The following is a 25,603-nucleotide window of genomic DNA, read 5'->3' as shown; positions in this document are numbered from 1 at the left end:
GGGCAAAAATTGACGGCATGGACGTTTGGCCGAACGCGGACTATCTAGAGCGCTACAATCCCATTCAGCCATGGACAAGAAGGCCTCTCGGTTGGCACGCGGTTTTTTCATCACCTTCGAAGGCGGCGAGGGGGCAGGCAAGTCGACGCAGATCGAGCGGCTGGCCAGGAAGATGCGCGCCAAGAAATACGATGTGCTGCTTACCCGCGAACCCGGCGGCTCGCCGGGCGCCGAAGCCGTCAGGCATGTGCTGCTTTCGGGCGCGGCCGAACCGTTCGGACCGAAGATGGAAGCGCTGCTTTTCGCCGCCGCGCGATCCGATCATGTCGAGCAGCTCATCCGGCCGGCGGTCGAGCGTGGTTCCATCGTGCTTTGCGACCGCTTCCTCGATTCCTCGCGCGTCTACCAGGGCGTCACCGGCGGCATCGATTCGGCGTTCATGGATGCGCTGGAGCAGGTCGCCATCAACGGCATGATGCCGGACATGACGCTGATCTTCGACATCGATCCGGCGGAAGGCCTGAGGCGCGCAACGCTGCGGCGCGGCACCGAGGCAGTCGCCGACCGCTTCGAAAAGGAGACGCTGGCGATCCATCAGGCCCGCCGCGAGGCGTTTCTGGCGATCGCCAAGGCCGAGCCGGAGCGCTGCATCGTCGTCGACGCAGCCGCCGAGCCCGACGCGGTCGAGAACGTCGTCACCGCGGCGGTGTTCGCGGCACTGGCGGCGAGAACGCCGGCACGCGACAGGCAGGCAACGCCGGCATGATCTTCGAACGCATCGCACCCGAGCAGCACGACACGCTCGACGGCGTGCCGGAGCCCTCCGAAACGCCCGTTCTGGTCGGGCATAGCCAAGCTGCAGGCGTGCTCACCGCCGCTTATCGTGCGGGCAAGCTGCCGCATGCGCTGATCTTCTCCGGGCCAGTCGGCATCGGCAAGGCGACGCTCGCCTTCCACCTTGCGCATCATCTGCTGAAGCACCCGGATTTTGCGCAGGCGCCGGAAAGCCTTGCCACTGCCGATCCGGCTTCGTCGCTGTTTCGCCAGATCGCCACCGGGGCGCATCCTTCCGTGCTGCATCTGACCCGGCCGCTGAACGACAAGACCAAGAGTTTCAAGACAGTCGTCACCGTCGATGAGATACGCAAGGTCAGCCGCTTCCTGTCGCTGACCTCGCACGACGGCAGCTATCGGGTCGTCATCGTCGACCCCGCCGATGACATGAACACCAATGCGGCCAATGCGTTGCTGAAAAATCTTGAAGAGCCGCCGGCACGGACTCTGTTCATCCTGATTGTCCACGCGCCGGGCAGCCTGCTGCCGACGATCCGGTCGCGCTGTCAGGTGGTGCGATTGAACCCGCTCGACGCCAACGACCTGATGACGGTGCTGGAAACGACCGAGCCCGCGCCGCCTGACGATCCGGCGGCTCGCGCGGCACTGGTCGGGCGGGCAGGGGGCAGCGCCCGGAACGCGATCCTGTTGACGCAGTATGGCGGGCTGGAGATCGCCTCCACGCTCGACGCTCTGGTCACCGGCAGAAAGAGCGATGTCGGCGGCGCGTTTCGCCTCGCCGAAGCCGTGGCTGGCCGCGATCAGGCGATCCAGTTCGATATCTTCAACCGCCGGGCGCTGGACCTGTTGTCGGACGCGGCAAGTCAGGCAGCACTGGCGGGCGATCTCGCACGGGCCAAAACGTTGTCCGACACTTGGCATGAGGCGCTGGACGCTATATCTGAGACCGATACCTACAATCTCGACAAGAAGCAGCACGCCCTGATCATGATCGACCGCCTGAATTCTGCAATGCGAATGTGACTGGGTTTCCTGGATCGGGATGGCAAATGCTGCCTCGATACGATATCCACCGCCACGCCTTTCCATTCAGACATTCATGACGGTTCCTTCATGTCACGCGACAAGTTCTACATCACCACCCCGATCTTTTATCCGAACGGCAAGCCGCATATCGGCCACGCCTATACGGTCATTGCAACCGACGCCCTGGCACGCTTCCAGCGCCTGGACGGCAAGGACGTCTTCTTCCTGACCGGTACCGACGAACACGGCCTGAAGATGCAGCAAACGGCCGAGAAGGAAGGCATAACGCCGCTGGCGCTGGCCGACCGCAATTCGGCGATTTTCCGCGCGATGACCGAGGCGATGGGTGGCTCGAACGACGACTACATCCGCACGACGGAACCGCGCCACTACGAATCCTGTCAGGCGATCTGGAAGGCGATGGCCGCCAATGGCGACATCTATCTCGACCGTTATAGCGGTTGGTATTCGGTGCGCCAGGAAGCCTATTTCGACGAGAGCGAGACGACGCTCGGCGAGGATGGCGTGCGTCGCGAACCGCTCGGCTCGCCCGTCGAATGGAACGAGGAAGAAAGCTATTTCTTTCGGCTTTCCGCCTATCAGGAAAAATTGCTGGCCCTTTATGAGAGCCAGCCAGACTTTATCGGTCCCACCGAGCGCCGCAACGAGGTGCTCAGCTTCGTCAAGTCCGGGCTGAAGGATCTGTCGATCTCGCGCACCACCTTCAAATGGGGCGTGCCGGTGCCCGGCGACGACAAACATGTGATGTATGTCTGGGTCGACGCGTTGACCAACTACATCACCGCCGCCGGCTATCCCGACACAAAGGCCGAGCAATGGCGCTATTGGCCGGCCACGCACATCATCGGCAAGGACATTGTCCGCTTCCATGCGGTCTATTGGCCGGCATTTCTGATGTCGGCGGGCATTGAGTTGCCGAGCCGCGTTTTCGCGCATGGCTTCCTGTTCAACCGCGGCGAAAAGATGTCGAAATCGGTTGGCAACGTCGTCGATCCGTTCGCGATGGTCGAGCACTACGGCCTCGACCAGGTGCGCTACTTCTTCCTGCGCGAGGTGCCCTTCGGCAACGACGGCAGCTACAGCCATGACGCGATCGTCAACCGCACCAATGCCGATCTCGCCAATGGCCTCGGCAACCTTGCGCAGCGCTCGCTGTCGATGATCGCCAAGAACTGCGGCGGCGTGGTGCCGCAGCGCGGCGACCTGACGGATGCAGACAGAGCAATCCTGGATCAGGCCGTCGCCGCTCTCGACATCGCGCGCAAGGCGATGGCCGAGCAGGGCATCCATCTGGCGCTGGCGGCGATCTCCGGCGTGGTGGCGGAAGCCGATCGCTACTTCGCCGGCGAGGCACCATGGGCGCTGAAGAAGACTAATCCGGAACGAATGGAAACGGTGCTGTGGACGACCGCCGAAGTCGTGCGCCGGGTGGCGGTGCTGTGTCAGCCCTTCACTCCGGGATCAGCCGCGAAACTGCTCGATCTGCTGGCGGTTCCGGCGGACAGCCGCGACTTCGTGCATGTCCACGCGGACCATGCGCTGGTGCCGGGCACCGCGTTACCCGTGCCGGAAGGGGTTTTTCCACGTTATGTCGAACAGCCGGACGCGAACGTCTGATGCTCGTCGACAGTCACTGCCATCTCGACTTTCCCGACTTCGCCGAGGAGCGGGCGGCCATCGTCGCCCGCGCGTTAGCCGCCGGAATCGACCGTATGGTGACGATCTCGACACGCGTGAGGCGGTTTCCGCAAGTACTTGAGATCGCTGAAACTTTCGACGAAGTCTATTGCTCTGTCGGCACTCATCCGCACAATGCGGCCGAAGAGCTGGATATCACGGTCGAGGAGCTTGTGCGGCTATCCGCGCACCCGAAAGTGGTGGCCATCGGCGAGGCCGGGCTGGACTACTTCTACGACAAAGCGCCCCGCGATGCGCAGGCGCAAGGCTTTCGCACCCACATATCAGCCGCGCGCGAGACCGGCCTACCGCTGGTCATCCATTCGCGCGACGCCGACGACGACATGGCAGCGATCCTCAAGGCCGAAACGGGGAAGGGCGCCTTCCCCTTCATCCTGCATTGCTTTTCTTCCGGACATCGGCTCGCCGAAATTGGCGTCGCTCTCGGCGGCTACATGTCGTTCTCGGGTATCCTCACCTTCAAGAATTCAGCTGAGTTGCGCGCCATTGCCGCCGATGTGCCGCATGACCGGCTGCTGGTCGAAACCGACGCGCCCTATCTGGCGCCCGTGCCGTTTCGCGGCAAACGCAACGAGCCGGCCTATGTCGCGCACACGGCCAAGGTGCTGGCCGAGACGGTCGGCGTCAGCGAGGCCGAAATCGCTGATCTGACGACGGACAATTTCTTCCGGCTGTTCGGCAAGATGCCGCGGCCTGTAGAGCAAAGTGCCTGAACGATGACTGACCGGCTGCGCCTCACCATTCTCGGCTGCGGCTCGTCCCCAGGTACGCCGCGCATCACCGGCGACTGGGGCAATTGCGACCCCGACAACCCCAAGAACCGGCGCACGCGTGCCGCCGCACTCGTCGAGCGGATAGCGGCGAACGGCAGCCGCACGACTGTGGTCATCGACACAGGGCCGGATTTTCGGCAGCAGATGCTGCTGGCCGGCGTTAAACGTGTCGATGCGGTCGTCTATACCCACCCGCATGCCGACCACATCCATGGCATCGACGATCTGCGCGGTTTCGTTCTCGATCAGCGCCAGCTGATCGACGTCCATGCCGACAGGGCGACGATGCTTCGGCTGCGGGAAGCGTTCGGATACTGTTTCGAGACGCCGCAAGGCAGTTCCTATCCGCCGATCGTCAGGCCGCATCTCATCGACCACACCAGGCCGGTGGTCATCGAAGGAGAGGGGGGTACCCTCACCCTCGAGCCGCTGCCGCAGATCCACGGCGACATCGTATCGCTCGGTTTCCGCATTGGCGGTCTCGCCTATTGCCCCGACATCAGCGACTTTCCGGAACCCACCGCCGAACGGCTGCGCGACCTCGACGTGCTGATCATCGACGCGCTGCAGTACCGGACGCATCCTAGTCACCTGTCCCTTGGCGAAGCGCTTGAATGGATCGAGCGGCTGGCGCCGATACATGCGGTGCTGACACATATGCACGTGCCGCTCGACTACGCCACGGTGATGGCCGAGACACCCGCCAACGTCGAGCCGGCCTATGATGGGATGGCGATTGAAATCCCTTACGAATCAGCGTGATGCGAATAGACTTTCATACAGGCTTTCGGTTCATTGGTGCGAATATCAGCAGCGTTCCGATCCGTTCGTAGCCCATCCGGGGATAAAGCAGAGCCCCGGCGTGGGTTGCAGCCAGCACCGAGCACCTCGACCCACGCGCCCGATCGTCGTGCAACATTTTCGACATCAAAGCCTGGCCAATGCCGCGACGCCGGTGCGAAGGCTCGACATACATGCTCGAACACCACGTGGCTTCCACGGCATCCAAGCTGCGCACGCGCCCAACGATATCGGCGCCATCGACTGCCACATACTGGCGCAACGGCGCGCTGTCGCCGAGCAAATGATCCGGGATCGGCTGTCTGCGGATGATCTTTCCCAACTGCGCCGCCGCCCGTTCGGCTGTCTGCACGCGTTCGACCGAAGCAACCGCAACCGCTGGCGGGCTCGGAATCCGGCGCAACCGGTGGACGAAAAAACCTTCGGTCCGAAGCAGCCGGTAGCCGAGAGCTTTGTAGGCGGTTCGTGTCGGCCCGTCCGGATCCTCGTTCGCGATCACAACGGAAATGGCAAAGCCCGGCCGTGCATGCTGCCGCACGACGGCATCGGCTTCTTGAGCGGCGACGTCATGGACGACCCATTCTTCGCCGCGGTAGTCACGAAGATTCTTGCGCTCGGCATCGCGCATCAGCCACAAGCGTCCAACGCGGCTGGCCTCGTAAGGAAAGGTGCGGCTTCTGTCGGCGCTGAAGCCATGCACGAACACTTCGATCGCCGCTTCGATCTCGCTGTTTGCCATCTTCATTTCGACAGCCTAGCGTTGGCCATCCGCTCAAGGCAATACGGCACAATCGGCTCAAGCCTATGAGAATCAACGGCAATTTCCAGTTCTTGACCGATGCGTTAGTTCCATAATCTATCTTATGCGACTTTTGGATGCGGCGGCAATAGCAATAGAGTGTATGCGTCGTGACGGCTTTGCTTCGTGGGAGCCAAAATGAATTGGTGGTTCCAACGCGCGGCTGTCGGCGGCGCGCTCGACCCCATGTCAGTTGGGGCGATCAGGCTCCCTATTCCAGAATAACGGTGGCTTCCACCTCGAAAAGCATGGGGTCGATTGCAAGCTTGGGAACGGGAACCAGTGTCTGCGCCGGCAACGCCTCGCCGAACATGTCCTTGACGTTCCTGGTTAACACATCGAGCTTGGACATGTCGTGGTCGACCACGAAGACCGTGAGCTTCGCCACCTGATCCGGCTTGGCGCCGATGCCCCCGAGCGCCGCATGCAAATTTGCGTAGGCCTGCTTAACCTGGACGGCGAAATCGGGTGACAAGGCTCCTGTGCTGTCTTGGCCGCCCTGCCCGGAAATGTAGGCAATCCGAGCTCCGCGCGGTGCGATCACGGCGGTGCTGTAGCCATTCGGCGACGGGTCGTAGAGCGTCTGTGGATTGATGATGGTCAGCTTGAACTCGTTCGCCGGCGACGCAGTGGGAACTGCAATGGTCATGATGATTAGCCCTCCGATAAGCAGATGCTTGATTGCGCGTGACATGATTTCTCCTGGCTCTGCTGACTGCGAATAACGCACTCGCCGCCGGCATGAACTTTAAACCAGATCGCTCATACGATGAATCGTGCGATGTACGAGTCATCGTATGGTACATCGTACTAAGCGATCAGCGTCGACATTCCTGACGGTGCCTGCCAAAATCGACGTTCGGCCAGCAAGGAAGACAGATGGCAGCCAAACCCCGCAGTGCCAGCAAACGATCGCAACGGACAAAGCTTCAACCCATCCAGGAGGCGAGCAGCGAGCCGCCGCTGTCTCGAGAGCGTATCGTGGCGATCGCGGTGGAATTGCTGGACGCCCAGGGCATAGACGGATTGACAATGCGTCGGCTGGCCGATCGCCTCGGCTCGGGTGTGATGAGCCTGTACTGGCACGTCGACAACAAGGAGGATGTCTTTGATCTGGCGCTGGATTCGGTGCTCGAATATCGCGGATCGCCTGAAACGGGTGAGTCTCTGGACTGGCGCGGAGACGTCGTTTATATGCTCGAAGACTGGCGCGCCAGAATGTTGCGCCATCCTTGGTCGGCATCGCTGTTGCCGCGACGGGCGCTTGGCCCGAACATTCTCAGCCGCCTGGAAATGCTGAGCAAGACCTTGTCCAGAGCCGGTGTAGCGGACGCGGATCTCAACGCCGCGATATGGTCGCTCTGGAACTATGTGATGGGCGCCACCCTCACCCGGGCAAGCTTCGACCTCTCGGAAGAAGACAGGGCAGCCGCACAGCAGCGTCTTACACACCTCAGCGAACACTACCCAACAATCGAACGCTCTCGTCTGCTGTTGGACAACGATTGGGATGGCGCCTTCCGAAAAGGCCTCGACTTCCTGCTCGATGGGCTGTCGCCAAGATAGAATTCCGGCGGCTACGCCCGGAGTAGACCGGATGGCGCTGCTTTGCCAGTTTGACGCAATAGCTTCCCAATCCACATCATCACGTTTGGCTCGCCGCCAAGGCGGCGCAGGCAGCGGGCAAGCCCCGGTGCTCGATCCCATCGCGGCGGTGGCTGGCGCGGCTGCATTGCAGCTGAATTGGTGCAGCTGGCGATGTCGTCGTTACGCGTTGCCAAACGCTGGCCGGAATCCTCTCGGCAAGTCGATCTTTTGCGCAAACCTTTTTGCCTGACATGCGTTGTTTCCTCTCCAAGCCAAGGAGACGATCATGCAGATGAAGTCAGAAATAGCCGGTGAAGCGGCCAAGCAGCGCCATATCCAACGTGGCGTCGATGCCAAGGACAAATCGAAAGGCGGTGGGAAGCAGCAAGGCGCCATGCAGGCTGGCGCCCGTGAATATCCCGAGCCCCCCTTCCCCGAGCAACATCAGCCCAAACCGGGGCACGAATGGGCGCTAGAGCCGGAGCCGCTGTACGATGCGCCGTACTATCTCGGATCGAAAAAACTCGACCAAAAGGTAGCACTCATCACGGGCGGCGATTCCGGCATCGGCCGCTCGGTGGCGGTGTTGTTCGCCCGCGAGGGCGCCGACGTCGCGATCGTCTATCTGGCCGAGGACAAGGATGCTGAAGAGACCAAATCAGCGGTGGAAAAGGAGGGACGACGCTGCATCCTGGTCAAGGCCGATGTCAGCGAACGCAGCCACTGCCACAAGGCGGTCATGGAGACCGTTGAAAAATTCGGTCGCATCGACGTGCTGGTCAACAACGCTGCGTTCCAGATCCATTCCAGCGATTTCGGCGAGCTGACCGAAGAACATTTCGACACGACGCTGAAGACCAATCTTTACGGCTATTTTCATATGGCGCAGGAAGCGGTGCCGCACATGAAGCCAGGTTCGGCGATCATCAACACCGGTTCGGTAACCGGTATCGACGGTTCAAAACAACTGGTCGACTATTCGATGACCAAGGGCGGCATCCATGCCTTCACGCGGGCCCTGTCGGGCAATCTCATCGGCAAGGGCATAAGGGTGAATGCGGTCGCACCGGGTCCGGTGTGGACGCCGCTCAATCCGTCGGACAAGGAAGCCGACGACGTCTCGAAATTCGGCGCGGACACGCCAATGAAACGACCCGCGCAACCGGAAGAACTCGCGCCGGCCTATGTGTTCCTCGCTTCGCCGCATTGCTCGAGCTACATCACCGGCGAAATCTTGCCGGTCGTCGGAGGGTACTGAGGATGGCCGGAATGAAATCCATGAGCAAGGAGTAGGATGGATGGGCCGTCTGCTTTTCATGGTGGCGCTCACTTGTGTAGCGTACCGCATCTACACGGAAATCGCAGGATCTGCTCGGCATGCGCCGCAGGATGACGATGAGGCGCTGCGCAAGCAATCAACGGCCTTGGGCGTCGACCCGTCTCGCTGACGGAGTGGAAACCTGCCAGCAATCCGGCCGGCCGAGTTACCAGCCGGCCGGATTGCAGCCCTATTCGGCTGCCTGCAGGTTGATCTTGCTTTCCGCCATTTCGGTGAGCTTGCGATCGGTCGCCTGTTCTTCCCTCAGGTTCTTGGCCAGCACATTGGCGCAGTCGGTGCGGCCGAGTTGCTTGGCCCAGGCGATGAGCGTCCCGTAGCGGGTCATCTCATAGTGTTCGACGGCCTGCGCCGAAGCAATCAGCGCCGCGTCGAGAACCTCCTTGTCATCGACGTCACCGCTCACATCGTCGGCCTCCTCGAGAATACCGTCGATTGCCGGACAGTTGACCTCCTTGGCCTTGACGCCATGCAACTCAAACACCTGTTCGACGCGCTCGATATGGCCTCTCGTCTGGTCGAGGTGTTTTTCAAATCCGGCTTTCAATTGCGGGTCGGTTGCCTTGTCGATCATCTTCGGCAGCGCCTTCTCGATCTGCTTTTCGGCGTAATAGATGTCGCGCAGCGTGTGCACGAAGAGATCGTCGAGTGTCTTGATGTCCTTCGAAAAGAAGCCCATGGCCTTACCTTTCATTGCGCTTGGTGTGGATTTCGGCGACGGGGTTTGCACGCCGCCAGCAAAGACCGGGACGGTTCCCGGCTTGTCTGGTCAACGTACCGGCACCGAAGGAGTTCCTGATTCCGAGGGCGAACCGCCCCTCCTCCACCTACGATCCGGTCGGTGGGGAGCCTTTGTCTCGATCACACGTTCTAGCCACAGGGCAACCGGAACGAGAAGGGTCGGCGGAATGTATTTCATTGCATTGGCGGCAGACTATGACGGCACGCTGGCTCATGATGGGATCGTCGCCAAGAAGACGCTCGCCGCGCTTGAGCGGTTCAAGAAAAGCGGCCGCAAGCTGGTTCTCGTCACCGGGCGTGAACTGCCCGATCTCAAGCGCGTCTTTCCCGAGCTTAGCCTCTTCGACAAGGTCGTCGCTGAGAATGGCGCGATGATCTACACGCCGGCCAGCGAGGAAGAGCGGGTGATCGCCCCATCGCCCGAGCCCAAATTCATCGCCAGATTGAAGCGGCAGGGCGTCAAGCCGCTTTCGGTCGGGCGATCGATCGTCGCGACCTGGGAACCCCATCAGGTGACCGTGCTCGATATCATCAAGAAGATGGGTCTCGAACTGGAAATCATCTTCAACAAGGGCGCGGTGATGATCCTGCCGAGCGGCATCAACAAAGCCACCGGGCTCGCTGCGGCCCTTCAGGACCTTCGACTTTCGCCGCACAACGTCGTCGGCGTCGGCGACGCCGAGAACGACCACGCGTTCCTGCAAGCCTGTGGCTGCAGCGCCGCCGTCGACAATGCAATTCCGGCGGTCAAGGATACAGCCAACCTGGTCATGCGTGGCGCCCGCGGCAAGGGCGTGGAGCAATTGATCGCAAAGCTGATAAAGCGTGATCACGCGATAGTGCCGAAGCGCCATGACGGCATCGTTCTTGGGTCGTCTGGCGGCGATGATGTCTACCTGTCGCCGAGCGACACGATCCTCATTGCCGGGAGTTCCGGCATTGGTAAATCCACCTTGGCCACCGCGCTGACGGAACGCTTCGTCGAAAGTGGTTTTCAGTTCTGCGTCTTCGATCCCGAAGGCGACTATGACGGCCTCGAAGGCGCCGTTCGCCTGGGAGACGGCTCAAGCGCGCCGACAAAGGCGCAGGTGCTGGATCTGATCGCCAAGGCCGACAGCAACATTGTCGTCAACGGATTGGCCCTGCGCGTCGACGAGAGGCCGGATTTCTTTGCCGACCTGCTGCCTGGCCTGAGCAGTTTCCGCCGGCGCACCGCGAGACCGCACTGGCTCGTCATCGATGAAGCGCACCATCTTCTGCCCAAGCGGCGCGACGATACGCGGGCGGTCCTTTCATTGGAATTGCCGGGCACAATCTTGATCACCGTTCACCCCGAGGCGATCTCGACAGACGCCTTGCGCCTTGTGACAGCCATCATTGCGCTTGGCCCCAAGGCGAAGGACGTGGTGAAGGTCTTCTGCAAGGAGACTGGCATTGAGCCGCCAAAGGACATCCCCAGCCCCAAGGGCGCGCGCGTGCTGTTCTGGCGGCCGCAGGCGGGCAAGAAAGTCAAGACGGTCAAGGTGGTGGAACCACGTCAGTCACTCAAGCGGCACAGCCGGAAATATGCCGAAGGCCAGCTCGACGAAGCCGGCAGCTTCTATTTCCATGGCCCTGACAATGCGATGAACCTCAGGGCTCACAATCTGATGATCTTCGCTCAGATCGCCGAGGGCATAGACGACAAGACTTGGGAGTTTCACTTGCGCACCGGCGACTATTCCAAATGGTTTCGACATCAGATCAGGGACAAGGACCTGGCGCGCGAAACCGCCGAGGCGGAAGAGGACAAGACCCTGTCGGCGCAGGAGAGCCGCAAGCGGGTGCTTGACGCTGTGCGCCGACGTTACACGGCTCCGGCCACAGCCCCGGAGTGACACTCGAGAGCCAAGGCAACTAAGCTATCGCTGCACGCGAAAACTTTTTCAGTCAGGCAACGCCGCCACCGCGACAATCGATGTCGGCTTGCGCAAGCGCTGCAATCCCGATCACCTCGGAGGGCGGCGGGTTGTTATAGCTGCAGTGCTTCGCGCAATGCTCGGCAAAGAACTCGTCCCGTACGTCGAGACGAAAAATTGGGTGAACTTAGAACGCCGCCATCGGGAAATGGCCCCTTGATGAAGAAGGTCAGCCGGATGAGATAGTCGAGCGCGCTGCCGAGTTCTTCCAGATCTGATTTGATGTTCGCCAAAATTGCGCGCCACTGTGCCGCCGCATCGCCAGGGAAGCCCCCTCCTCTCTTTCCGGCAGGATCGTAATTTTCGGCGGTTGCCGTATTGCCGCAGAGGTAGACAAATCCCTTTGCTCCGGTGACGACCGTGCCTTTTCCCCACGGCATCAACCTGCCGTTTTTGAATTTCTGATGGGTTACGAGTTCCATGCTCCGTCCAGAGCTCTTGATCGTCAGCCTATCAAATCATCTATTCTGATCGGCAGATCGCGAATGCGCTTGCCGGTGGCATGATAGACGGCACTCGCCACGGCAGCAGCCGTTCCGACATTGCCGAGTTCGCCCAAGCCCTTGACGCCGGCAGGATTGACCTGGTGGTCGATTTCGGGGACCAGGATAACGTCGACCTGTTTGATGTCGGCGTTGACCGGCACGAGATAGTCCTGCAGGTCGCGATTCACGTAGCGCGCGTGTCGCTGATCAATTTCCGTGGCCTCGTGCAACGCTTGGCCAATGCCCCAGATCATGCCACCTATCAGCTGGCTGCGCGCGGTGCGCGTGTTCATGATGCGCCCGGCAGCGAAGGCTCCGACCATGCGCGGCACCCGGATTTCGCGTGTATAGCTGTTGATGCGCACTTCGACGAACTCGGCGCCAAACGCATATTTGACCGAATCTTCGTCGTTCTCTCCACCATGAAACTCCGATTGTCCGGCATAGAGTTTCCTCAGGGCTTCAGGCGAAGAACCCTTCGGCGCAAACTCGGCATATTCTTCGATGGCGCCGACTTGCATGGCCTTGAAGACATCGGCCAGCTTGGCGGACTTGCCGGTCTCGGTGACGACCTCTTCGTCCTTCAAATCCAGCTTCGCATTGGCCGAACCTGCCAGCGGAGCCCCCTTGCCCGCAGCGGCGGCAAACAGTTTTTCGCGTATCGCGTCGCAGGCTTTCATGACCGCGGAGCAGACGCTGGCGGTCGAGATCGATCCGCCCGACACGGGAGCCGGCGGCAAGGCACTGTCGCCCATCTCCACGCTGATCTTGTCCATGCCGACCCCCAGCCTTTCGGCCGCCATTTGGCCGGCGATGGTGCGAACGCCGGTGCCAATTTCATGGGAGCCGCACTGGACCCGAACCTCGCCATCCGCGGTGAGACGAACCCGGGCCGCGCAAGGTGCGGCGGCAGTCGGATAGATTGCCGTCGCACAGCCCATTCCGACCAGCCAATCGCCGTCGCGCATCGAGCCGACCCTGGGATCGCGCTTCGACCAGCCAAAGGCCTCGGACGCCTGGTCGTAGCACTTGATGAGTGAGCGGCTGGAAAATGGCTTGCCTCCGATCGGCTCCTTCTCCGGTTCATTGATGCGACGAAACTCGACAGGATCCATACCGAGGGCCACGGCCATTTCGTCCATGGCGTTTTCCAGCGCGTAGACATAAGGCGTCTCCGGCGGCGATCGCATGTAGCCAGGCGTGTTGCGGTCGGCATGAACCAGCGAAACATGCGTCAGAACGGAGCCGTAATCGTACATGCGCGCGGTGGCGGACGTGCCGCCGACGACATAAGGGTCCGGGCGTGACGTCACCTCCCAGGCCTCATGTCCGAACGCCGTGATGCGGCCGTCCTTGCCGGCGCCCATGCGGATCCGATGCCGTGTTTCGGCTCGATAGGTCTGCGTACCGAAGGCTTGCATGCGATTGACGACGCAGCGAACCGGCCGGCCGATGCGCCGCGCCGCGACGGCAACGATAGCAGTGCGTGCCGTCATCGGCCCCTTGGAGCCGAAGGCGCCGCCGATATAGGGACTGACGATCCGCACATTGGCCGGATCGAGCTTCAGTTGGCGTGCCAGTTCCACCTTCCAGCCCGTAACGTTTTGACTGGGTTCGTGTATCGTCAACTGGTCGCCCTGCCATATGGCGGTGGTCGAAAACAGCTCGATCGGATTATGATGCTGGGTCGGCGTCGAATATTTTTCGTCGATCTTCACCGTCGCATCCGCCCAAGCGGCGTCGAAGTCACCGGCCTTCGCATCCTCCTTGAACATCGGGCTTTTGCCGGCAGCCGGTTCCATCTTCACGCCCTTGGAATCAAAGCTGGCGCTGGGCCGTTCGTCCTCATAGTCGGCGCGGACCAACATCGCTGCCTCCTCCGCCGCCTCGAAGGTTTCAGCGACCACCAGAGCGATGATCTGACCATCGTGAAAAACCGTCTTGTCGTGCAAGGGCCCAATCGAACTTGCACCGGTGTTGCCGAATTTCGGCATGTCGGTCTTGTCCAGATCGCCATAGGTGACGATGTCCAGCACACCGGGTACGGCATTGGCGTCTTTCGTGTGAAGTTCGGAAACCTTGCCCCGGGCAATGCTGCTGGTGGCAAGGGCACCGTAGGCGACGTTGGCCGTAACGATGTCGGCGGGATAGCCGGCCTGTCCGGTAACTTTTAGCCGGGCGTCAATGCGAACAACGGGATCGCCCTGGTTTTCCCTTGGAGCGGGTGCAGCTTGGTTCATGGCTCAGCCCTTCATATCCCGGGTTTCGAGCAGCGCCCGCACCAGCGTGCGCTTGCCGAGCGGTATCTTGAATGCGTTATGCTCGCGCGGTCTGGCATCGGCGAAAGCAGCCTCGGCGGCCTCCTGCGCCGTGGCTTCGTCAAGCACTTTGCCCTGTAGCGCGTCCTCTGCTTCGCGCGCACGCCACGGCACCGTCGCCACTCCGCCAAGCGCAATGCGCGCACTCCTTACCGTCTCGACATCCATGTCGAGCGCGACAGCCGCGGACGCCAGCGCAAACGCGTAGGATTCGCGATCGCGTATCTTCAGATAGCGCGACCGGCTGCTCCACTGTGCCAGCGGCACTTCGATGGCGGTAATGAGCTCGTCGGCGGCCAGATCCGTCTCGATGTCGGGCGTTTCGCCCGGCCGTTTATGCAGCTTGGCAAAAGTGAGCGTGCGCCTTCCCCGCGGACCTTCGACATCGACGGTGGCGTCCAGCGCAACCAGCGCCTGCGCGAAATCGCCGTGATACGTGGCAATACAGGCATCGCTCGTACCCAGCACGGCATGCTGGCGATTGGACCCTTCCATCGCAGCGCAGCCGGAGCCCGGTTCGCGCTTGTTGCACGGCCAAGATATCTCTCGAAAATACTCGCAGCGCGTACGTTGCAGCACATTGCCGCCCAGGCTCGCCATGTTGCGAAGCTGACCGCTGGCAGCGAATTTCAAGCTGTCGGCGAGGACCGGGCAACGGCGCCTGACATCATTGTTGTCGGCTGCTTCACCCATACGGACCAGCGCACCAAGCCGGATCTTATCATCGTCTATCCTGATCTGCCGCAAGGCCGGCTCGGCAAGAGTGTTGAGGTCGAGCAGTCGCTCCGGCCGCGCGACACCGAGCTTCATGTAGTCGGCCAGATTGGTGCCGCCGACGATGAACTGCGTGTCGGCGCCGGTTGGCGGAACATGCACGGCATCGGGACGGGACGCCATGGCGATCGCCGTGGAGACGCTGGTTGGTCTTTCATATACGAACGGGCGCATCCTAAGCCCTCCTGGTCTCGTCGCGTGCCTGAACGATCGCCGCAACGATGTTGGGATAGGCCGCGCAGCGACATAGATTGCCGCTCATATATTCGCGAATATCATCTTCCGATCCAGCATGGCCTTCGTTGATGCAACCGATGGCGGACATGATCTGACCCGGTGTGCAATAGCCGCATTGAAAGGCATCGTGGTCGACGAAGGCCTGCTGGACCGGATGCAGTTCCCCGTCCGCCGAAGCCAGGCCTTCCACCGTTGTGATCTCCCGGCCCTGGTTCATGACGGCAAAGCTCAAGCACGACAGTACCCGCTTTCCGTCGATCAGCACCGTGCAGGCACCACACTGACCGTGATCGCAACCTTTCTTGGTGCCGGTCAGGCCGACATGGTCGCGCAGCGCGTCAAGCAGGCTGGTTCGATTGTCGAGCGCGAGGTTGTAGGTCTGCTTGTTGATACGCATCGAAACCGCCGACAAATCGCGCGGTTCGGCCGGTTTTGCGGACGCGGGCTGGGCAGCTCTCGTTGGGGAATTCACAAGCGGCATCACCGCCGCCGCCGAAACAGAGGCCGTCATGAACATGCGTCTGCTCAAGCCGCTGGAAATTTTGGCATCGGACATGGCTGGCTCCGGGCTGGCTGGGTCTCAAGCGGCCCAAACCACTCGCGGAGGGCAAAGTTCCCTCCTCACGAGCCTGTGATCCTTTTTCTGCTGGCCGGATCGATGCAATCGGAACCTCCCCGGTCAAGCGATGGTTGTGTGCCAAGAGCCGGAAGGAGGCGATCATGAGCGATGGTCGGCATGGCAAGGACGGCGACAATGGACCTGTATTCTCTGCGGAGCAGGCGAGACAAGGCGAGATCATCCTGCGAACGCGCACCCGTCGGGTCATCTTCATAGCCGGCTTGGTCGGTGTCGTGATCCTGGCCCTCGTCGTGAGGTTGGCAATCGGCTGAACCAATTCCCCTCGCCTGCTGCTGCGCTCTCCCCGGCCCGAAAAGCGTTAGCCTGCGCGCGGCGGTGTTTGGCCATGGCGGGCGATGGCATTGGCTACGCGAACTTCTGTTGGAACCAGCGCGTCAAATCGACGTTCAGCCCTTATTCAATAGGAGCAGGCCATGCCACGAGGCGACAAATCGAAATACACTGACAAGCAGGAGCGTAAGGCCGACCACATTGCCGAAGGCTACGAGAAGCGCGGGGTTTCGGACAAGGAAGCAGAGCGGCGTGCATGGGCTACCGTCAACAAGGACGATGGCGGTGGCAAGAAGGAAGGCGGTTCGGGCCGCGGCAAACACACGGGCCATCTCGCGGCGCACAAAGGCGGTAAAAGCGGCGGCAAGGCATCGGCATCACGGTCTGCCGCAAGCCGATCCGAATCGGCAAAGAAAGCTGCAGCGACCCGCAAGCGCAATGCGGAACACCGCGCCCATTGATCTTGGCGACGGCCTTGGGCCGAACGATGGAAGCACAGGGATGAAATCTCAGCTCGTCAATGAGATCGGCGGACAACGGACATTCGTCGTGGTGCTCGACCCAGGCGAAGAAGCGTTCGCGGCACTGACCGCCTTCGCGGTCGACCAGGAGATCGGCAGTGCGTCCTTGACCGCCATAGGGGCTTTCGAAAAAGCCACCGTGGGCTGGTTTGATCCGACCGCGAAGACCTACCGCAAAATCCCCATCGGCGAACAGTGCGAGGTTCTGAGCGCGATCGGCGATGTTGCACTGGGTGATGATGACAAGCCCAGCCTGCACGTCCATGCGGTGCTTGGATTGAGCGACGGCACCACCCGGGGTGGACATCTGCTTGACGGCATCGTTCGACCAACGCTCGAAATCACCCTGGTGGAAGCGCCCGGTCATCTGCGCCGCAGCAAGCGTCCGGACCTCGGTGTCGCGCTGATCGATCTGGCCGACTGATCTACAGCCCTCTGTCTCGTTCTCACGCTTTCTTGCTCCGCTCAGCAGGTGCTGTGTCCGGCGCAGCTTCCCACCCGAACACGCTGCGCCCGCCAAGCAGATGCGATTGGTCGAATTCTCCCGCGACAATTTCCTTCAGGCTGGGGCCGGTCACGTATCGCTCGACTTGCCGCGACTGATCGTCGAGCCGCCTCAAGGCGCCGATTTCTTCATCGCGACCGAGCTTTGCCTTCTGCACGGCCGACTTCAGAACCCCGATCGTCTCGTCATAGACCTTCAGCGGTACCGGAAATGGATGCCTGTCCTTGCCGCCATGCGCCAGCGAGAAGCGGCCGGGATCGGAAAAACGGCAAGGAGCGCCATGCACCACCTCGGCAACGAGGGCCAGCGCGCGCACTGTGCGTGCGCCGACGCCGGGGACCAGAAGGAGCTCGGCGAAATCGGTGGGACCGCGGTCCGCGGCGGCTGCGATATTGCCGTGTAGGCGATGCATGACGACATCGCTTTCGCGAACGTCATGGTGGGCCGGCATGACCAAATGCGGCAGCAGCGGTTGTTCCGGTTCCTGCCGGCGCGTCGGCTCCGCGCCACGCTCCAATGCCGCCAGCTCGCCCAGGATGCGATCCGGTCCGAGATCCTGCAAAAGGTCAAGTTGCCCTTGGCGGGACGCCTCGGCACGCCGGTCGGTCAGGTTGACGATCTCGCCTTGATTGGCCCCTTCGATGGCGGCATGCGGCTGGTCGACAAAACTCTTCAGGCCTTCGGAAAGCCAATGGTAGCGGCGCGCCACCTTGCTGTCGCCGTTCATACCTTGCTGCACCACAACCCAGTGACCGTCATCGGCGACGATAAAGCCATGCAGATAGAGATCGAAACCGTCCTGGACGGCGGCGCTGTCGACCTTGGCGACCAGCCGGCTGGCGGTTGCCAGGCCCGCTCCGTCGAAGCCGACGCGTTGGCCGATGGCTTCCAGCTCATGCGGGGTTTTGCACGAATGCGCGCCGCGACCACCGCAGACATGAATGCCGAGCTCGCCGGAAAGCGGCGTGAGGCCACGCTTCAAAGCGCCCACGACGCTGGTCGTGATTCCTGACGAGTGCCAATCCATGCCCATGACAGCACCAAAGGACTGGAACCAGAATGGATGCGCCAGCCGCCGCAGCAGCTCGTCTCGACCATAGTGATGAATGATCGCCTCGCACATCACAGCGCCAAGACGCGTCATGCGGTCGCCGAGCCATTTTGGCACGCGCCCGCCATGGAGTGGAAGATCAGCACTTCCCGATCGTTGCGTCACGTCCTGCTACCTGTTCTGGTGTCCGTCATTCTCTTAACAGATAGGCAGCCCAACCGCGCAAGGAAGCATGGACACTCCCACCCGGGCCGGGTTAGCGGACGTCAAGTCCAGTTCGAGAGAACCGTTTCCATCTCAACCGTCTCGACCTGCTGCGCGAAACGTTGGTGGTAAACGGTCAGCAGTGCGTCATGGGTTGCGTCGGAAGAACTGCACAGCGCGTCCGTGACGAGAACCACGCGATAGCCGAAATCGATGGCCCCGAGCACCGTGGCCAGAACGCAAACATCCGTTTCGCCGCCGGTGATGACCAGCGTATCGATGCCGCGCTCCACCAGGAGCGCTCTGAGACGCCCTTCGAACCAGGGCGAGTAGATGTGCTTGTCGACGATCGCCGCTGGCGGACAGTAGCCGGCTAAAGACGGCAACAGTTCGGTCATTTCGGGCCCGATCGTCTCGATCGTCAGGGAAGCCCAGCGCTCATAATAGCGCTTCCATGTGCCGACGCCCTGCCCCGGCTTCCCGGCGGGCAGGAAGCGTGTAAAGACCGTCTGTGGCGCGCGTCTTTCGACCAGCCTCTCGATCTGCGGGAGAACCCGGGTGATCCAGGGTGTTGCCCATTCGGACGGCTCTGCAAACAGCCGCTGCATATCCACGCAGATATGCATGCATCGATCGCCGAGAGGACCGTATGCCAGCCCCGGCATCGACATCAGCGCTTCTCCGACCGACGATGCATTTTCCCTGTTTCCTCCCGTTGTCGGCAAAGACACGCAACGCCGCGCGCAAGCACTGGTTCCTGAGATAGCCACAGGAACCGACGTAAATGGCTGGCGTTTCCGCTGAGATGAATGGAGGTGCTCGCATGAGACCGCGCGAGAGGCGTTGGAGCGGCAAGTCAGCCGGGGCGCCAAAATGGAACTGAGCGGAGGATGTCTCTGCGGCACGATCCGCTTCCGCGTTGGAAGCGAACCGAGAGTGCATTACTGCCATTGTGATATGTGCCGGCGAGCGACCGGCAGTGCGTTCGCGGTTCTGGCCTGGGTGCCTTCCCAAAGCGTGAACTGGACCAATGCGACGCCGACCTATCGCAGGTCTTCGCCGATTGCCTGCAGGGGGTTCTGCTCCGCCTGCGGATCGCCCCTCAGCCTTGCCTATGACGCATCGCCCGGAGAGATCGCGCTGCATATCGGAACGTTCGACGATCCGGCTCGGCTGGAACCGCGCTACAATTATGGATCGAGGCAGCGACTTGGCTGGGTTTGCTGCGGAATAGACCTGCCGCACCACGATACTGAGGAGCGATGGTGAAACCATGTCTGAAGGACAAGCCAGATGAGCATGTTTTACCGGGCGGCCAAGATTGCCGAAGAGGTCCACGCAGCACAGCGCGACAAGACCGGGCGACCGTATATCGAGCACTGCCGCCGTATCGTTGACGCGGTCGAAACCAAGGACCAGAAGGTCGTCGCCTATCTCCATGACGTCCTCGAAAAGGGCGAAGGCTGGGACCGGACCAAGTTGGAAGAGGCCGGTTTTGGCCCGACGATCGCTTCGGCCGTCGACGCCATGTCGCGCAGGTCCGGTGAGGATTACTTCAGTTTGTGCGACGAGCGGCATCGAATCCATTGGCGCTGCGGGTGAAGCGCGCGGATCTGGCGGACAATATCTGGCAGGCACGACAGGTCGGGGCATCGACTGTCAAATATGAGGAGGCACTATGCATCCTTGATGACGAGTTTCCGCGCCGTCAGCACCAGCCTTGAATTCAGATCGCCCCGCTGCGAACGGGCAATCTACTCCGGGACGTGGGGCGTGTGCCGTCTGTCCTCCGCGGGCTCGGCATCGATGCGCGCCTTTTCCGGATCGAATGCACCATGACGCGCAATGGGCCGCGCCGCGGTTTCAGGCGTCTCGTATGCCCACATGACATCGTCAGCCGAGCTGCCCACCGCATGGACGCGCCAGTAGCTTGCGGTGCCTTTCAAAGGGGAGCGGCTGGTGGTGTTCGTCTTTTCGAAAAGGTCGAAATAGATGTCTTCGAAAGGGATGTAGAACACGGGCTCATGTCCTTCTTCCTGAAGCACTTTCGCCCGTTCCGTGGCAGCGACTATGGCGTCGGAAAATCGTACCGTCACCGTGCCGGCAAACGGTTCTATGGCCAGTTGGCCAGCATGGTGTGTTGAGATTGCGCCTGAAGCTTGCATTCAAATTCTCCCTGGCTGCCGATTGATTGCGAGACCGCATTTCGGTTCGTCATGCATGGAGACGAAATGCACGGCGATGCGTCAGGTTCCGGCCTGTACTATGAGGTCGAATGACGACCCCACTTCAGCGCTTGCCATGGCTATCGAGAAACGCAGCCAACAATCGCGAAACCTGATCAGAAGCCTCACGCGTCGGGAAGTGTCCGATGCCATCCAGCACCACCCGCCTGTAGAACGCGGTGAAATGCTTTTCGAGCCCCTCTGAGGACTGGGCAAACACAACGCGGTCGTCGCCACCATGAAGCGTCAGGATTGGCACCGTGATGATCTTGACCGCTGCTTGCCGGCGGGCGAGTTCGGCATAGCGTGGATCGGGCTCGGCCTCTTCCCATCTGACCCGATAGGAATGCAACGTCACATCCGCCCAGTCAGGATTTTCGAACGAACTCGCGACACCATCGAAAATAGCGTCGTCGAACCAGCCTAATGGGCCCCAGCTATCCCACTGGTATCTGGCGAATTTTTTGCCATTGTTTCGTACGAACTCAGCGCCCCGGGCCGTCGCCATGAACCATTGATACCAAAAGTCCGGGCGCCGGCGTTGCTGGTTTGCCTGGTTGCCAGCCGAGCGACAGCGCAGCACAGCACTTGATGCGGTCCGGGAAAACCGACGCGAGCAGATAGGATATCCGGGCGCCCCAATCGTGTCCGACAACCGCAAAGCGGCTGAGGCCAAGCGCATCGGCAAATCCAGCACATCCTGCGCCATCGCGGCAATCTCGCCCGAGCGCATGGTTTCTTCTGACAGGAACGATGTCGGCCCAAAGCCTCGCAGCCAAGGCGAAAACGTCCGAAAGCCAGCTTCATGAAGGGCTGGCGAAATGCGAGCGTATGTCGTCGCGTCGTCGGGCCAGCCATGCAGCAGGATAACCGGGGCGCCGTCTCGCGGTCCACCATCGAGATAGGCGACGCGCAGCAGAGGTGTGTCGCAATGTGATACCGAGTTCATTTGCCCTGAGGCACAGTGGCTGGCTGATCACCACCAGTCGTGGACTCTAGTCTGGCGGCCTGGTCAATCTGTGGGTTCTTGTTGATGGTGCCGGTGTTGGCTTTCATCGGCTCGATATTGTTGTCGCAGGCGCCGAGCGCAAGGACGGCGGCCAGGACCAGGAGTAAAAAGAACCTCTTCATCGAAACCTCCTCTGGTTGCTGTCCGGCAAACGAGGTTCCACCAATTTGGTTGCCTGATCGTACTCTCCAAGACGCCATGGATTTGACGATCAACGCTTCGAGCTATTGGAATCGGCTGCAACTGTCGGATCAGGCAAAACCGGGCCACGTTCAGTCTCCGAACCCTCAGCCTCGATCTCCTGCACGGCCTGGTCCCAGTGCTCCTGCTCGCGGCCAGCCGGCCGGCCCTCCTGCTCCCAGATTTCATGGGCTCGCCGTTTGATCTTTTCTTCCTTGCTGTCCATGGCTAGATCCTCCAATTCGTCAGTCTCAATTCCGGGCCATATTTTTTGTTCCTCCCCATATTTTTTGTTCCTCCTCTGTCGGGAACAGCGCTGCCGGAGTTGCGATTTCGGGGAAGGCGCTTGTGGATTGCGTGGGATGAGCCGCTTGGTAATTTTCGTACCGATATTTTTTCGTGACACACCGATGCCCGCAGCTTTATGAATCTGGCTATCGGCCAGCGCCGAGCACGTCCCTCTCCGATCCTCTTGCCCGGCGCTCAACGCCTGATCGCCCGTCGCATCGACATGACGGGCCTGTTGCTTCGAGAGGAGGTGACGCCCATGCGGGAATTGCCGAAAGACATCGACGCCGATGTGGTCATCGAAATCAGCAAGCTGCTGGACGACAGCCCGCTTTTCGTCCCGGTGCGGGTTCATGAACTTGCGGCCAAGGTGAGGCAGAGGGTGAAGACCGGCCTGCCGGATTTTTCGATCGAAGAACTGATCGTGGAGATGGCCTCCGTACGTCAACTGGCCATGGCCTTTGATCTGCCTGGATCGGAGAACGTCGTGCAAATCCCGGTGCGGTATCGCCGCTAGCACTGCGGCATCACACGCTCCATCCGGAGGTCAGAACAAGCGACGCCTCAAACATCTGCGCACCGATCTCATCGCGTACTTTGACGGTTACCTTGACGAAATCGCAGTCGGGCATTTCGTCTTGGGCAACATCCTGCAAAATACGAATTGCTTCCGCTCTGGCTTGTTCCCGGGATTCGAACAGCTGCCCGTCATCGTCGGGTACCGCGCCGTCACCGTTTTGAAGATCGAAATAGTACCGCTTCATTTTCGGGCCACGCTGGAAACATCGGGCGGGTCAGTGATTTCGCTTCATTGGGGTTCCTGCCCGCTCGGCGGCCGTGCTGGTGAAGACGTGGTCGTTCAACGCACCGCAGCGCGAAGCGCCGATAGGAAAAGCACAAGCAACGCCAAGGCATTGAGGCCGGCGGCGATGGCATGTGAATACTCCCATTGGCGCCGCAGCAGCTCCCAGTTTTCAGGCAGGACAGTCCAGTTCCGGGTCGCCTGATTGATTGGGTAGGTCAGCGTCCAGAAGGCAAATTGCGTGGCGCCGATGCTGAGAAAGGCGACGACAACCAAGCCGAAAGATGCACTCGCTCGGTAGAGCAGGATCGCCAGGGCGGCCGTAGAGAGCAATGCTCCCAGCACCACGATTCCGAACAGGCTCCATCCATCATAGGCGCGCTGCGCAGCCAGATAGTTTGGCCCGTCAAGCTTCATCTTGTTGAATATCGCGAAGAAATGCGCGGCGGCCGGAACGAAAGCCAGTGCCACGAAAATGAAGCTGACCACCCTCAGACTATAAATTGCCATATCCGGCCTCCTCTCAGGAGAGAGCTAGGGCAATCGGCAAGGTTGAAAAGGTCATTATAACGACGGCTTCCGCCCGCGATCATGTGGTCTCGAGTGAGGTCGTTTTTTTAGACCTCACTCAACTATCTCGGAACATTTTTTTTGGGTTCTGGTTCTACGCACTGAAGGGACGAACCTTACCCAGGGAGATTTCCCCATGAAACATGTTCTCATTACCAGCATGCTGGCGATCGGGCTCGGCTGTGGAACGGCAATGGCTCAGACACAACAGCTCGAAAGCCAATCTGGCGCAGACGCCAATTGCGCTTCCGGGCAGGCTGACTGCCAGGGCGGTTCCAAGATGGGCGAGCAGGCCCAGGGCAAAGCCAAGCTGAAGACCGACGAGCAGGCGCAGGGCAAGGCCGGCACCTCCACCGACCAACAGGCTCAGGACAAGACCAAGCTGAAGACCGACGAGCAGGCGCAGGGCAAAGCCGGCACCACCGACAAGCAGGCTCAGGACAAGACCAAGCTGAAGACCGACGAGCAGGCGCAGGGCAAGGCCGGCACCACCACCGACCAGCAGGCTCAGGACAAGACCAAGATGCAGACCGACGAGCAGGCTCAGGGCAAGGCTGGCACCACCACCGACCAGCAGGCTCGGGACAAGACCAAGATGCAGACCGACGAGCAGGCTCAGGGCAAGGCCTCGACACAGGATACGACGTCGACCGGTTCCATCAACAACGTGACGGTGGAGCAGAAAACCCAGGTCACTCAGATCATCCGGGAGACGAAGGTCGAGCCTGTGTCCAATGTCGATTTTGACATCACCGTCGGCGTCGAAGTCCCACGGCAGAAGGTCAGGCTGCATCGTTTGCCGGCTCGTATCGTCAAGATCGTTCCCGCTTACGAAAGTTACGAGTATTTCGTGCTTGCGGACGGCCGGATCGTCATCGTTGATCCGGATACGTTCAAGATCGTCCTGATTTTGACCTAACATCTCCAACGAGTGGTCCGCCCTCTAGAGGGCGGACCGTCATTGCTGGACTGCTATGGATTCAAAGCAACCCAGAAGGACCGCAAGCGGCAGGTGATACATTCTGCCACCCGCATCGCGGACTCGGCTAGAGACGCCCGAGCACGACTAAGATAATGACTACAAGCAGCAGCAGACCGAGACCGCCGCCGCCATAGTAACCGGTGCCGTAGAAAGGCCCGCCGCCAAGACCACTAAAACCGCCAAGCAATGCAATGACCAGAATAATGATAAGAATCGTGCCGAGACCCATGACTTGCTCTCCTGTTTGCGGCTTCGCGCCGTATAGACGGAGCGGCGATCGCCGGCTGATGAGAATATGAACTCGCTACAAGCCTTCCTGTTCCCGACTGAGACCTCATCGACGCTGCTAAGGTAGTGTTTAGGCGAACAAAGGTCACCCCGAGACGCCCGAGTAGTCCCGCTCTTCAGCAATCCAGCGAGATGGGCGGCGTTTGAGGCTGCCATTTCGATCGCACCCGAGACTTTTTCCGGAGTTGCCGGCAGGTCGACGTAGTTGACCTCCTGCATGGCCTCGCCAACCCAATAGACCCCGCCATTGGCCGGGATGGTGAAGCCAACATCGTTCAGTGACTGAAAGCATTCCGCGTGGCAGTGATGCGCACCGTCCTCATTGCCGACGATGGCTACCAAGGCCGCCTTTCCTGCTGCCGGCATGCGCCCTCTGTCATCGGTCTCATCGAGAAACGCATCCATCCGCTCCAGGACGCGCTTGGCCACACTCGAGGGCTGGCCAAGCCAGATCGGGAGCCCGAGCACGAAAATGTCGGCCGCCAGTATTTTCTTCCTGAGTTTCGGCCAATCGTCGCCCTCGCCCATGTCGGAGAGCACGCCGGGCTTGATATCGTGGCTGAGCGCACGCACGATCTCGCCCTTCACCTCGTATTGCATCAGCGCCGCCAGGACATCGGCGAGCAACCGATCGGTGGAGGATTTTTCCCTGTCGTTCGAAGCTTTGAGCGAGCAATTGAGTGCGAAGGCCGTAAGCGGCATCTGGATCTCCCTGCATT

At 60.8% G+C, this 25,603-nt stretch carries 31 protein-coding genes and 3 pseudogenes; 16 read left to right on the top strand and 18 right to left on the bottom strand.

Going from position 1 to position 25,603, the window contains the following annotated elements:
• The first annotated feature begins 91 nt into the window (after positions 1-91).
• The 5 genes from tmk (at position 92) to NKI99_RS20175 (ending at position 5,075) form a co-directional block, all read left to right on the top strand.
• Complete coding sequence (gene tmk, locus NKI99_RS20195) at positions 92-766, top strand: dTMP kinase (protein WP_023811951.1); 675 nt, start codon at positions 92-94, stop codon at positions 764-766.
• Positions 763-1,818, top strand: coding sequence for a DNA polymerase III subunit delta' (locus NKI99_RS20190; RefSeq protein WP_023811952.1), 1,056 nt, complete (start codon positions 763-765; stop codon positions 1,816-1,818). The genes tmk and NKI99_RS20190 overlap by 4 nt, the downstream gene beginning before the upstream one ends.
• A gap of 90 nt (positions 1,819-1,908) precedes the next feature.
• Entirely contained in the window at positions 1,909-3,459 is a 1,551-nt protein-coding gene (gene metG / locus NKI99_RS20185) for a methionine--tRNA ligase (protein ID WP_352611757.1), read from the top strand.
• The gene (locus NKI99_RS20180) at positions 3,459-4,253 is read left to right on the top strand and encodes a TatD family hydrolase (RefSeq protein ID WP_352611756.1); all 795 of its coding nucleotides are present in this window, start codon (positions 3,459-3,461) and stop codon (positions 4,251-4,253) included. The genes metG and NKI99_RS20180 overlap by 1 nt, the downstream gene beginning before the upstream one ends.
• A 3-nt stretch (positions 4,254-4,256) precedes the next feature.
• A complete protein-coding gene (locus NKI99_RS20175; RefSeq protein ID WP_023811955.1) occupies positions 4,257-5,075 on the top strand; it encodes an MBL fold metallo-hydrolase in 819 nt (272 codons plus the stop codon).
• Between the two features lie 13 nt (positions 5,076-5,088).
• Here NKI99_RS20175 and NKI99_RS20170 read toward each other — a convergent pair whose 3' ends face one another.
• A complete protein-coding gene (locus NKI99_RS20170) occupies positions 5,089-5,859 on the bottom strand; it encodes a GNAT family N-acetyltransferase (protein WP_352441503.1) in 771 nt (256 codons plus the stop codon).
• A gap of 265 nt (positions 5,860-6,124) precedes the next feature.
• Positions 6,125-6,607 (bottom strand): RidA family protein, encoded by a 483-nt coding sequence (locus NKI99_RS20165; protein WP_023811957.1) that lies wholly within the window; start codon positions 6,605-6,607, stop codon positions 6,125-6,127.
• Positions 6,608-6,792: 185 nt separating this feature from the next.
• On the opposite strand from NKI99_RS20165, the gene NKI99_RS20160 reads away from it, so the two are divergent.
• The 3 genes from NKI99_RS20160 (at position 6,793) to NKI99_RS20150 (ending at position 8,948) form a co-directional block, all read left to right on the top strand.
• Positions 6,793-7,479 (top strand): TetR/AcrR family transcriptional regulator, encoded by a 687-nt coding sequence (locus NKI99_RS20160; protein WP_352611755.1) that lies wholly within the window; start codon positions 6,793-6,795, stop codon positions 7,477-7,479.
• Between the two features lie 307 nt (positions 7,480-7,786).
• Positions 7,787-8,758 carry an SDR family oxidoreductase gene (locus NKI99_RS20155; RefSeq protein ID WP_023811959.1) on the top strand — a complete coding sequence of 324 codons (972 nt, stop codon included), beginning with the start codon at positions 7,787-7,789 and terminating at the stop codon, positions 8,756-8,758.
• A 40-nt stretch (positions 8,759-8,798) separates the two neighbouring features.
• Positions 8,799-8,948, top strand: a complete 150-nt coding sequence (locus NKI99_RS20150) for a hypothetical protein (RefSeq protein WP_023811960.1) — start codon at positions 8,799-8,801, stop codon at positions 8,946-8,948.
• 60 nt (positions 8,949-9,008) lie between these two features.
• On the opposite strand, the gene NKI99_RS20145 is transcribed toward NKI99_RS20150, so the two are convergent.
• The gene (locus NKI99_RS20145; protein ID WP_023811961.1) at positions 9,009-9,515 is read right to left on the bottom strand and encodes a YciE/YciF ferroxidase family protein; all 507 of its coding nucleotides are present in this window, start codon (positions 9,513-9,515) and stop codon (positions 9,009-9,011) included.
• 229 nt (positions 9,516-9,744) lie between these two features.
• Between NKI99_RS20145 and NKI99_RS20140 the strand changes: the two genes are divergently transcribed.
• On the top strand, positions 9,745-11,454 hold the full coding sequence (locus NKI99_RS20140; RefSeq protein WP_352611754.1) for an HAD family hydrolase: 1,710 nt from the start codon (positions 9,745-9,747) through the stop codon (positions 11,452-11,454).
• Positions 11,455-11,588: 134 nt separating this feature from the next.
• On the opposite strand, the gene NKI99_RS20135 is transcribed toward NKI99_RS20140, so the two are convergent.
• From NKI99_RS20135 to NKI99_RS20120, 4 genes are read right to left on the bottom strand one after another with little or no spacing between them, the layout of a single operon-like run.
• Positions 11,589-11,957, bottom strand: a complete 369-nt coding sequence (locus NKI99_RS20135; RefSeq protein ID WP_352611753.1) for a RidA family protein — start codon at positions 11,955-11,957, stop codon at positions 11,589-11,591.
• 23 nt (positions 11,958-11,980) lie between these two features.
• Complete coding sequence (locus tag NKI99_RS20130; protein WP_023811963.1) at positions 11,981-14,260, bottom strand: xanthine dehydrogenase family protein molybdopterin-binding subunit; 2,280 nt, start codon at positions 14,258-14,260, stop codon at positions 11,981-11,983.
• A gap of 3 nt (positions 14,261-14,263) precedes the next feature.
• Positions 14,264-15,286: an FAD binding domain-containing protein gene (locus tag NKI99_RS20125; RefSeq protein WP_352611752.1), complete on the bottom strand. Its 1,023-nt coding sequence runs from the start codon at positions 15,284-15,286 to the stop codon at positions 14,264-14,266.
• 1 nt (position 15,287) lies between these two features.
• A complete protein-coding gene (locus tag NKI99_RS20120; protein ID WP_352441559.1) occupies positions 15,288-15,860 on the bottom strand; it encodes a (2Fe-2S)-binding protein in 573 nt (190 codons plus the stop codon).
• A gap of 209 nt (positions 15,861-16,069) precedes the next feature.
• On the opposite strand from NKI99_RS20120, the gene NKI99_RS20115 reads away from it, so the two are divergent.
• The 3 genes from NKI99_RS20115 to NKI99_RS20105 all read left to right on the top strand — a co-directional run bounded on the left by NKI99_RS20115 (position 16,070) and on the right by NKI99_RS20105 (position 17,204).
• Positions 16,070-16,240, top strand: coding sequence for a hypothetical protein (locus tag NKI99_RS20115; RefSeq protein ID WP_023811966.1), 171 nt, complete (start codon positions 16,070-16,072; stop codon positions 16,238-16,240).
• 162 nt (positions 16,241-16,402) lie between these two features.
• The gene (locus NKI99_RS20110) at positions 16,403-16,720 is read left to right on the top strand and encodes a hypothetical protein (protein WP_023811967.1); all 318 of its coding nucleotides are present in this window, start codon (positions 16,403-16,405) and stop codon (positions 16,718-16,720) included.
• Positions 16,721-16,760: 40 nt separating this feature from the next.
• Positions 16,761-17,204 carry a PPC domain-containing DNA-binding protein gene (locus tag NKI99_RS20105; RefSeq protein ID WP_023811968.1) on the top strand — a complete coding sequence of 148 codons (444 nt, stop codon included), beginning with the start codon at positions 16,761-16,763 and terminating at the stop codon, positions 17,202-17,204.
• A gap of 22 nt (positions 17,205-17,226) precedes the next feature.
• Here the strand turns inward: NKI99_RS20105 and NKI99_RS20100 are convergent, their stop codons facing one another.
• Both NKI99_RS20100 and NKI99_RS20095 read right to left on the bottom strand, forming a co-directional pair.
• Positions 17,227-18,501 carry a DUF763 domain-containing protein gene (locus NKI99_RS20100; RefSeq protein WP_352611751.1) on the bottom strand — a complete coding sequence of 425 codons (1,275 nt, stop codon included), beginning with the start codon at positions 18,499-18,501 and terminating at the stop codon, positions 17,227-17,229.
• 101 nt (positions 18,502-18,602) lie between these two features.
• On the bottom strand, positions 18,603-19,211 hold the full coding sequence (locus tag NKI99_RS20095; protein ID WP_127294539.1) for a cysteine hydrolase family protein: 609 nt from the start codon (positions 19,209-19,211) through the stop codon (positions 18,603-18,605).
• Positions 19,212-19,413: 202 nt separating this feature from the next.
• Between NKI99_RS20095 and NKI99_RS20090 the strand changes: the two genes are divergently transcribed.
• Both NKI99_RS20090 and NKI99_RS20085 read left to right on the top strand, forming a co-directional pair.
• Complete coding sequence (locus NKI99_RS20090) at positions 19,414-19,809, top strand: GFA family protein (RefSeq protein ID WP_352441508.1); 396 nt, start codon at positions 19,414-19,416, stop codon at positions 19,807-19,809.
• Between the two features lie 24 nt (positions 19,810-19,833).
• A pseudogene (locus NKI99_RS20085) lies at positions 19,834-20,264 on the top strand (HD domain-containing protein).
• A 30-nt stretch (positions 20,265-20,294) separates the two neighbouring features.
• On the opposite strand, the gene NKI99_RS20080 reads toward NKI99_RS20085, so the two are convergent.
• The 5 genes and pseudogenes from NKI99_RS20080 to NKI99_RS20060 form a co-directional block, all read right to left on the bottom strand.
• A complete protein-coding gene (locus NKI99_RS20080) occupies positions 20,295-20,705 on the bottom strand; it encodes a DUF427 domain-containing protein (protein ID WP_023811973.1) in 411 nt (136 codons plus the stop codon).
• 545 nt (positions 20,706-21,250) lie between these two features.
• Positions 21,251-21,544, bottom strand: coding sequence for an alpha/beta fold hydrolase (locus NKI99_RS20075; protein WP_352611762.1), 294 nt, complete (start codon positions 21,542-21,544; stop codon positions 21,251-21,253).
• Positions 21,469-21,714 (bottom strand): annotated as a pseudogene (locus tag NKI99_RS20070) (alpha/beta fold hydrolase); the annotation flags it as partial. The pseudogene NKI99_RS20070 and the gene NKI99_RS20075, both read right to left, overlap by 76 nt.
• Positions 21,711-21,896, bottom strand: coding sequence for a hypothetical protein (locus NKI99_RS20065; RefSeq protein WP_128304477.1), 186 nt, complete (start codon positions 21,894-21,896; stop codon positions 21,711-21,713). The gene NKI99_RS20065 and the pseudogene NKI99_RS20070, both read right to left, overlap by 4 nt.
• 89 nt (positions 21,897-21,985) lie before the next feature.
• Positions 21,986-22,180, bottom strand: a complete 195-nt coding sequence (locus NKI99_RS20060; protein ID WP_352441512.1) for a DUF2934 domain-containing protein — start codon at positions 22,178-22,180, stop codon at positions 21,986-21,988.
• A 198-nt stretch (positions 22,181-22,378) separates the two neighbouring features.
• On the opposite strand from NKI99_RS20060, the gene NKI99_RS20055 reads away from it, so the two are divergent.
• On the top strand, positions 22,379-22,759 hold the full coding sequence (locus NKI99_RS20055; RefSeq protein WP_352441513.1) for a hypothetical protein: 381 nt from the start codon (positions 22,379-22,381) through the stop codon (positions 22,757-22,759).
• Positions 22,760-22,769: 10 nt separating this feature from the next.
• Here NKI99_RS20055 and NKI99_RS20050 read toward each other — a convergent pair whose 3' ends face one another.
• A complete protein-coding gene (locus tag NKI99_RS20050; protein ID WP_023811979.1) occupies positions 22,770-23,006 on the bottom strand; it encodes a DUF6894 family protein in 237 nt (78 codons plus the stop codon).
• A 95-nt stretch (positions 23,007-23,101) separates the two neighbouring features.
• Positions 23,102-23,515 carry a hypothetical protein gene (locus NKI99_RS20045; protein WP_245273244.1) on the bottom strand — a complete coding sequence of 138 codons (414 nt, stop codon included), beginning with the start codon at positions 23,513-23,515 and terminating at the stop codon, positions 23,102-23,104.
• 235 nt (positions 23,516-23,750) lie between these two features.
• Here NKI99_RS20045 and NKI99_RS20040 point away from each other — a divergent pair, with 235 nt between their 5' ends.
• Positions 23,751-24,533 carry a DUF1236 domain-containing protein gene (locus tag NKI99_RS20040; RefSeq protein WP_352611750.1) on the top strand — a complete coding sequence of 261 codons (783 nt, stop codon included), beginning with the start codon at positions 23,751-23,753 and terminating at the stop codon, positions 24,531-24,533.
• 127 nt (positions 24,534-24,660) lie between these two features.
• On the opposite strand, the gene NKI99_RS20035 is transcribed toward NKI99_RS20040, so the two are convergent.
• Both NKI99_RS20035 and NKI99_RS20030 read right to left on the bottom strand, forming a co-directional pair.
• Positions 24,661-24,825 (bottom strand): DUF3309 family protein, encoded by a 165-nt coding sequence (locus NKI99_RS20035; protein ID WP_023811982.1) that lies wholly within the window; start codon positions 24,823-24,825, stop codon positions 24,661-24,663.
• Between the two features lie 170 nt (positions 24,826-24,995).
• Positions 24,996-25,586, bottom strand: a pseudogene (locus tag NKI99_RS20030) (flavodoxin family protein); the annotation flags it as partial.
• Positions 25,587-25,603: the final 17 nt, after the last annotated feature.

The organism is Mesorhizobium sp. M0239, assembly GCF_040321815.1.
GTDB lineage: Bacteria > Pseudomonadota > Alphaproteobacteria > Rhizobiales > Rhizobiaceae > Mesorhizobium.
Note: the sequence above shows the minus strand (reverse complement) of the source record. Positions and strands in the feature narration are given on the sequence as shown.